The organism is Xylophilus sp. ASV27 (assembly GCF_016428875.1).
In the GTDB taxonomy this organism is placed as follows: domain Bacteria; phylum Pseudomonadota; class Gammaproteobacteria; order Burkholderiales; family Burkholderiaceae_C; genus Xylophilus.
This window is the reverse complement of sequence record NZ_JAELTO010000153.1, coordinates 1-7,689: the sequence shown is the minus strand read 5'-3', so window position 1 is coordinate 7,689 and position 7,689 is coordinate 1. Positions and strand designations below refer to the sequence as shown.

Here is a 7,689-nt window from a genome sequence, read left to right as displayed (position 1 = left end):
GTACCAGGGCTGCCGCTCGGCGCCCGGCACGCCGCCGGCGTCGAGCACCTGCATGGCGCGTTCCTTGGCGTCGAGCAGCGCGAGCTGCGCCTCGACCCGCGCCACCATGTCGGCGCCGGCGGCCTGCAGCAGGCCGAGCTTCTTCAGCCGGCCGGCGATGGCGCGCGCGATCATGGCCGGCGACAGATCGGCATTGGCGCGCAGCAGGGTGTGCGCGGTGGGGTTGGGCATGCTCCACTCGCCGCCGCTGAAGTCGCCCTCGCCCTCGTCGAACTTGCCCAGCACGTTGGGCCGCACGTCGGCGCGCCAGTTGTAGAGCTCTTCCTTCAACTGGTATTCGATGACCTGGCGCTTTTCCTCGACCACCAGGATCTCCTGCAGGCCGGTGGCGAATTCGCGCGTGAGCTGCGCCTCCAGCGGCCAGACCACGCCCACCTTGTGCAGGCGGATGCCGAGCTGGCGGCAGGCCGCGTCGTCCAGGCCCAGGTCGGCCAGCGCCTGGCGCGTGTCGCTCCAGGACTTGCCGCTGGCCATGATGCCGAAGCGGTCGTGCGGCGTGGCGATGGCGCTGTAGTTGAGCCGGTTGGCGCGGATGTAGGCCAGCGCGGCGTACCACTTGTAGTGCATCAGGCGCGCCTCCTGCTCCAGCGGCGCGTCGGGCCAGCGGATGTGCAGGCCGCCGGGCGGCATCTCGAAGTCGGTGGGGATGACGATCTGCACCCGCTGCGGGTCGATCATGGCGGTGGCGCTGGACTCGACGATCTCCTGGATCGTCTTCATGCCGGCCCAGACGCCCGAGAAGCGGCTCATGGCGAAGGCATGCAGGCCCAGGTCCAGTATCTCCTGCACGGTGGCGGGGAAGAACACCGGCAGCCCGCACGCCTTGAAGATGTGGTCGCTCTGGTGCGCGGCGGTGCTGCTCTTGGCGATGTGGTCGTCGCCCGCCACCGCGATGACGCCGCCGAACTCGGTGGTGCCGGCCATGTTGGCGTGCTTGAACACGTCGGAGCACCGATCCACGCCCGGCCCCTTGCCATACCAGATGCCGAACACGCCGTCGTAGCGGTTGGTGCCCGGCGGCGAGAAGCCCAGCATCTGCGAGCCCCAGACCGCCGTGGCGGCCAGCTCCTCGTTCACGCCGGGCTGGAACACGATGTGCTGCGACTTCAGGAACTTGGACGCCTTCACCAGCGCCTGGTCATAGCTGCCCAGCGGCGAGCCGCGGTAGCCGCTGATGAAACCCGCCGTGTTCTTGCCGGCGGCCGCATCGCGCTGGCGCTGCAGCATCGGCAGCCTGACCAGCGCCTGCACGCCGCTCATGAAGGCAGGGCCGTGGTCCAGGTTGTATTTGTCATCCAGCGTGACGTTTTCCAGTGCGCGGCGGATGTGCTCGGGCAGGGGTGCGTTCATCGTGTTGTCTCCATGGCGTCGGGGGTGCGCCCATATCGGGTCAGTGTAGAACTTGCGGCCGGATAGGTGTTTGCGTTTGTTGCCCCGGAAGCGATACTTGGAGAAAGAATCTTTCCCGAATATGGCTAATATGGAAACACTTGACAGGTTCGACCTCGCCATCCTGCGCGAGCTGCAGCTCGACGCGCGGCTCACCAATGCCGAGCTGGCGCAGCGCGTGGGCCTGTCGGCCGCGCCCTGCTGGCGGCGCGTGCGGGCGCTGGAGGCGGCGGGCTACATCCTGGGCTACCACGCGCAGCTCAACCGCCAGAAGCTCGGCCTGGGCGTGCTGGCCTTCGTGCGGCTGGACGCCGAGCGCAACTCGGCCGACGCCATGCGCCAGCTGGAGGAGGCGGTGCGCCAGTTGCCCGAGGTCACCAGTTGCCACTACATCAGCGGCACCGGCACCTTCGAGCTGCAGGTGGTGGCAGAGGACCTGGACCACTTCTCGCGCTTCGCGCTGCAGCACCTGGCCAACCTGCCGCAAGTGAAGGACCTGCACACCAGCTTCTCGCTGGGCGAAGTCAAGGCCGGCGGCGCGCTGCCGCTGGGGCATCTGGACGCGGCCGCGCCACGGCGCTGAGGGCAGGTGGACAATCGCGGCATGGCAGTGACAACCCCCGAGAACGAGACAAACGCGCTTCTGGACCAGCCCGGCGCAGCGCCGCCGCCGCCGCCGCCGCGCCGCTGGGCCGCGCTGGAGCCGCTGTCGCTGCCGACCTTCCGCATGCTGTGGCTGACCTGGATGGCGGCCAACACCTGCATGTGGATGAACGACGTGGCAACGTCATGGATGATGACCTCGCTCACCTCCTCGCCCGTGATGGTGGCGCTGGTGCAGTCGGCCTCCACCCTGCCGGTGTTCCTGCTCGGGCTGCCCAGCGGCGCGCTGGCCGACATCCTGGACCGGCGCCGCTACTTCATGGTGACCCAGCTCTGGGTGGCGGTGGTGGCGATGGTGATCTGCGTCATCGTGCTGGCCGGCTGGATGAACGCCCACCTGCTGCTGGCGCTGACCTTCTGCAACGGCATCGGCCTGGCGATGCGCTGGCCGGTGTTCGCCGCCATCGTGCCCGAGCTGGTGCCGCGCGCGCAGCTGCCCGCGGCCATGGGCCTGAACGGCATCGCCCTGAACGCCTCGCGCATCGTCGGCCCGCTGGTGGCCGGCGCGGTCATCGCCAGCGCGGGCAGCCACTGGGTGTTCGTGCTCAACACCGTGCTGTCGCTGGGCGCGGCGCTGGTGATCTGGCGCTGGCGCCGGGTGCACCAGCCCAGCCCGCTGGGCCGCGAGCGCCTGGGCAGCGCCATGCGCGTGGGGTTGCAGTACGTGCGCCAGTCGCCGCGCATGCGCTCGGTGCTGGTGCGCATAGCGGTGTTCTTCGTGCATGCGACGGCGATGCTGGCCATGCTGCCGCTGATCGCGCGCGCCCTGCCCGGCGGCGACGCCGGCACCTTCACCCTGCTGCTGGCGGCGATGGGGGCGGGCGCCATCGTCGGCGCGCTGCTGCTGCCGCGCCTGCGCCAGCACCTGTCGCGCGACACGCTGGTGCGGCTCGGGACCACGGTGGTGTCGGTGGCCACGGCGGCGGTGGCGTTCGCGCCCAACGTGTACGTCGCCGTGCCGGCCATGGTGCTGGGCGGGCTGGCCTGGCTGGCCACGGCCAATTCCATGACCACCTCGGCCCAGCTGGCGCTGCCGGACTGGGTGCGCGCGCGCGGCATGTCGATCTACCAGATGGCGGTGATGGGCGCCACCGCCCTGGGCGCCGCGCTGTGGGGCCAGGTGGCCTCGATGACCACGCTGCACATCAGCCTGGGCACGGCGGCGGTAACCGGGGTGGCGGTGATGCTGGCGGTGCAGTACTTCATGCCCGACCGCCACCTGGAGGAAGACCTGTCGCCCTCGCAGGCCTTCACCGCGCCGGTGGCCGGCACGCCGCTGGCCTCGGGCCACATCCAGGTGACGGTGGAGTACCGCATCGACCCGGCGCGCGCCGACGAATTCCGCACGCTGATGCAGGAGAGCCGCCGCAGCCGGCTGCGCCAGGGCGCGCTCGACTGGCAACTGCTGCGCGACGTGCACGACCCGTCGCTCTACATCGAGCAGATCGTCGACGAGTCCTGGACCGAGCACCTGCGCCGCTTCACCCGGGTCACCGCCTGGGACGTGGCGCTGCGCGACCGCAAGCTGGCCTTCCACGTGGGCGACGCGCCGCCGCGGGTGACGCGGCGCATCGTCGAGCGCTAGGGCCAAAAGGCTGGCTTCATAGCCAAATCGGCCTGCAGCCCAGGATCCACCCTGGCTTTTAGCTATTAATAGTGTAGCAAACTGCGACGCCCGCACGCCGCAGCCGCCGTCATATCCGCGTCACGAAAGCCGGCAAGACTGCGCGCTTGCACACCTTTCGACACACCTGGAAATAAGGCACATACATGAAGCACTGGTTTATCGCATCGGCGCTCGCGGCGGCCACGCTGGCGGCCTGCGGCGGCTCCGACTCGCCCGCGGCCACGCCGAAGAACGTCCTGTTCTTCCTCGGCGACGGCATGGGGCTGACGACCATGACGGCGGCCCGCATCTACCAAGTGGGCGAGGACGGCAACCTGACCATGGACACGCTGCCCGAGTCGGCCTTCGTCAAGACCTACTCGGCCAACGCCCAGGTCACGGACAGCGCGCCCTCGATGGCCGCCTACATGACCGGCGTGAAGTCGAACAACGAGGTCGTCTCCATGAGCACGCCGACCTCCGCCTTCGACAAGGCCACCGGCGCCGACTACGTGCGCGGCGCCGACTCCACCTGCCCGGCCAGCGGCAACGGCAGCCCGGTGACGACGCTGCTGGAGCTGGCCAAGTCCGCCGGCCTGGCCACCGGCGTGGTCACCACCACCCGCATCACCCACGCCACGCCGGCGGCCACCTACGCCCACATCTGCCACCGCGACGGCGAGAACACCATCGCCGCGCAGATGGTGCCCCAGGGCGCGGGCTACAACAGCGCGCTGGGCGACGGCATCGACGTGGTGATGGGCGGCGGCCTGCGCCACTTCCTGCCCAAGGGCAGCGCCGGCAGCGCGCGCACCGACACGCGCGACCTGGTGGCCGAGATGAAGGCGCGCGGCTACGCCTTTGCCGGCAGCAAGGCCGATTTCAACGCACTGCCCGGCAGCGGCAAGCTGCTGGCGCTGTTCACGCCCAGCCACATGGCCTACGACCTGGACCGCGATGCGTCCAGGGAGCCGAGCCTGGCCGAGATGACCGCGCGCAGCATCGACCAGCTCAAGAGCAATCCCAAGGGCATGTTCCTGATGGTGGAAGGCGGCCGCATCGACCACGCGCTGCACGAGACCACCGCGCGCAAGGCGCTGGCCGACACGGTGGCCTTCGACGCCGCGCTCAAGACCGCCATCGACAAGATGCAGGCGATCGACCCGGGCCTGAAGAACACCCTGATCGTGGTCACCGCCGACCACGACCACACGCTGGTGCTCAACGGCTACGCCGCCCGCACCGGCCCGAGCAGCGCCGCCAACCCGGGCGTGCTGGGCCTGCTGCGCAGCTACGCGGACGGCGCGCTGGCCAAGGACACCAGCGGCAACCCCTACACCATCATCGGCTTCGGCAACGGCGAGAACCGGCCCGCCACCCGCACCGCGCTGAGCGACGCGCAGGTGTTCGCCAGCGGCTACCACCAGGAAGCCGTGATCCCGACCACGGCCGGCAACGAGACCCACGGCGGCGGCAACGTTTTCCTGGGCGCCATCGGGCGCGGCGCCGACAGCTTCAGCGGCACCCTCGACAACACCGCCGTGTTCGGGCTGATCCGCAAGGCCACCGGCCTGTGATGCAGCTTCCATCGAATCCCACCGAGATGTCCTCCATGCATACCACCCGCTCCACCACCCAGCCCTGGCGCGCCGCCAGCGCGCTCTGCCTGGCCCTGTCCTGCGCGCTCCCGGCGCTGGCCGCCGGCGAAGCCAAGAACGTCATCTTCTTCCTCGGCGACGGCATGGGCCCGGTCACCGTGGCCGCCAGCCGCATCTACAAGTACGGCGAGGCCGGCACGCTGACGATGGAGTCGCTGCCGCGCGCAGCGCGCGTCAAGACCTATTCGCTCGACGCGCAGACCACCGACAGCGCGCCCTCCATGGCGGCCTACACCACGGGCGTGAAGTCGCGCAACGAGGTGATCGCCATGGACGGCAACACCGTTGCCAGGCGGCCCTCCAGCGACACCAGCGTCACCCCCAACGTGAGCAACGCCGTGGACAACTGCCCGGCCACCGGCAACGGCGCGGCGGTGCCCACCCTGCTGGAGCAGGCCATCGCCAAGGGCAAGGCCACCGGCGTGGTGACCACGGCGCGCCTGACGCACGCCACGCCCGCCGCCACCTACGCCCACATCTGCCACCGCGACGCCGAATACGCCATCGCGCGCCAGGCGGTGCCGGGCGGCGCCGGCTACAACCCCGCGCTGGGCAATGGCGTGGACGTGCTCATGGGCGGCATCAGCTACTACTGGCGGCCGTTCAACGCCAGCACCACGCCGCGCGGCCGGCCCGACGGCCGCGACCTGGTGGCCGAACTGCAGGCCCGCGGCTACACCTACGTCAACGACCTGGCCAGCCTGAACGCCGCGCCCAGCGGCAGGATCATCGGCCTGTTCGACCAGGCGCAGTCCGAAGGCCACATGTCCTATGAACTGGACCGCGATCCGGCCAAGGAGCCGAGCCTGGCGCAGATGACGGTCAAGGCCATCGACGCCCTGTCCAAGAGCGGCAACGGCTACTTCCTGATGGTGGAGGGCGGCCGCATCGACCACGCGCTGCACGGCACCAACGCCAAGCGCGCGCTGACCGACACCATCGCCTTCGACGACGCCATCAAGGCTGCGCTGGGCAAGGTGGACCTGTCCAACACGCTGGTGGTGGTCACCGCCGACCATGACCACACGATGGCCTTCAACGGCTACTCGCACCTGGGCAACGACATCCTGGGCAAGACCACCGACTACAAGACCCGGCAACTGGCCAAGGCGGCCGACGGCCTGCCCTACACCACGCTGGTGTTCGGCAACGGCGGCGGCCCGCGCAAGGCCACGCGCGACGACCTGACCAACGTCGACACCTCGGGCAACAAGAACTACCTGCAGGAAGTCGGCATACCGCTGGGCAGCCCCGGCTCCGAGACCCACGGCGGCGGCGACGTGATGCTGTTCGCCACCGGCGCGGGCAGCGGAATCTTCAAGGGCACGCTGGACAACACCAGGGTCAACGGCTTGCTCAAGCAGGCGTTCGGACTGTGATGAAGCTGCGCCCTGCCCTCATCGCCGCCGCGCTGGCGGCCTGCGGCGCGGCCGCGCTGCCCGCGCTGGCACAGGACGCCGACCTGCTGGTGCGCCACACCATCGTCTCGGCCGGTGCCGACGGCATCAAGCGCACGGTGGAATTCTCCGAGCGCGTGGTGCGCCGGCAGGACCAGGTCTGGATCGAGCGCATCGTGCCGGCGGGCTGGCACTCGGCCCACGAGCATGCCGCGGGCGACAAAGGCCACCGCCACCTCGACGTGAGCGCCGCCGCGCGCTGGGTGCAGCGCGCCCAGGACGGCAGGCCCTCGCTGCAGTTGGCCTCGGCCGAGGACAAGGTGCTGGTCGACGTGGCGCCGACCGACTACGGCAACGTCGGCTTCGACGGCTCGTGGACCGCCGCCTACCACCTGATCGACCCGGCCTCGCTCAAGGCGCTCAAGCCCACCGGCCGCAACGGCGACCTGACCACCTACACCTCGCAGGAGCCCGGCCGCACGCTCAAGGTGGTGTGGAACCAGCGCCTGCAGTACCCGGTGCTGGTCGAGTCCACCCAGGGCGCCTCCAGCCGCAAGACCGCGGTGCAGGCCCAGCCGCCGGCCGCCACGCCGCCCTGGAACGCGACGCGCAGCTACCAGAAGAAGGACTACTCCGACTACCTGGATTGAGCGCGGCCGTGCGCGGCCCCTCGTCCCGCAAACGGGCTGCCGGCGACGGCGGCCCGTTTTCCTTTGGCGGCGCAGCGGCACTGCACCGGAGCGAGCGGTTCGCGCCCTAGGATCAATACTGTTCATATTAGAATCAAACGCACAGACTGATGCGCCTGATGGAGCAACTCGCCGCGATGGCGAAGCTGGAAGTTGCTCATCTTGCGCTTGACGCCGCGCGGGTTGAGGCGCCCACGGCTGCCCACGCTGCGCCCGGCGCCGATCTC

At 70.0% G+C, this 7,689-nt stretch carries 5 protein-coding genes and 1 pseudogene; 5 read left to right on the top strand and 1 reads right to left on the bottom strand.

Annotated features, from left to right (window positions below; translation table 11 throughout):
• Window positions 1-1,410: pseudogene (locus JHD63_RS20880) on the bottom strand (indolepyruvate ferredoxin oxidoreductase family protein); the annotation flags it as partial.
• Window positions 1,411-1,540: 130 nt separating this feature from the next.
• Here JHD63_RS20880 and JHD63_RS20875 point away from each other — a divergent pair.
• The 5 genes from JHD63_RS20875 to JHD63_RS20855 all read left to right on the top strand — a co-directional run bounded on the left by JHD63_RS20875 (window position 1,541) and on the right by JHD63_RS20855 (window position 7,423).
• Window positions 1,541-2,032, top strand: a complete 492-nt coding sequence (locus tag JHD63_RS20875; protein WP_198972727.1) for an Lrp/AsnC family transcriptional regulator — start codon at window positions 1,541-1,543, stop codon at window positions 2,030-2,032.
• Window positions 2,033-2,053: 21 nt separating this feature from the next.
• A complete protein-coding gene (locus tag JHD63_RS20870; protein ID WP_198972726.1) occupies window positions 2,054-3,697 on the top strand; it encodes an MFS transporter in 1,644 nt (547 codons plus the stop codon).
• Between the two features lie 185 nt (window positions 3,698-3,882).
• Window positions 3,883-5,295 (top strand): alkaline phosphatase, encoded by a 1,413-nt coding sequence (locus JHD63_RS20865; RefSeq protein WP_198972725.1) that lies wholly within the window; start codon window positions 3,883-3,885, stop codon window positions 5,293-5,295.
• A 35-nt stretch (window positions 5,296-5,330) separates the two neighbouring features.
• Complete coding sequence (locus tag JHD63_RS20860) at window positions 5,331-6,755, top strand: alkaline phosphatase (protein ID WP_198972724.1); 1,425 nt, start codon at window positions 5,331-5,333, stop codon at window positions 6,753-6,755.
• Window positions 6,755-7,423 carry a hypothetical protein gene (locus tag JHD63_RS20855; protein WP_198972723.1) on the top strand — a complete coding sequence of 223 codons (669 nt, stop codon included), beginning with the start codon at window positions 6,755-6,757 and terminating at the stop codon, window positions 7,421-7,423. The genes JHD63_RS20860 and JHD63_RS20855 overlap by 1 nt, the downstream gene beginning before the upstream one ends.
• Window positions 7,424-7,689 lie beyond the last annotated feature (266 nt).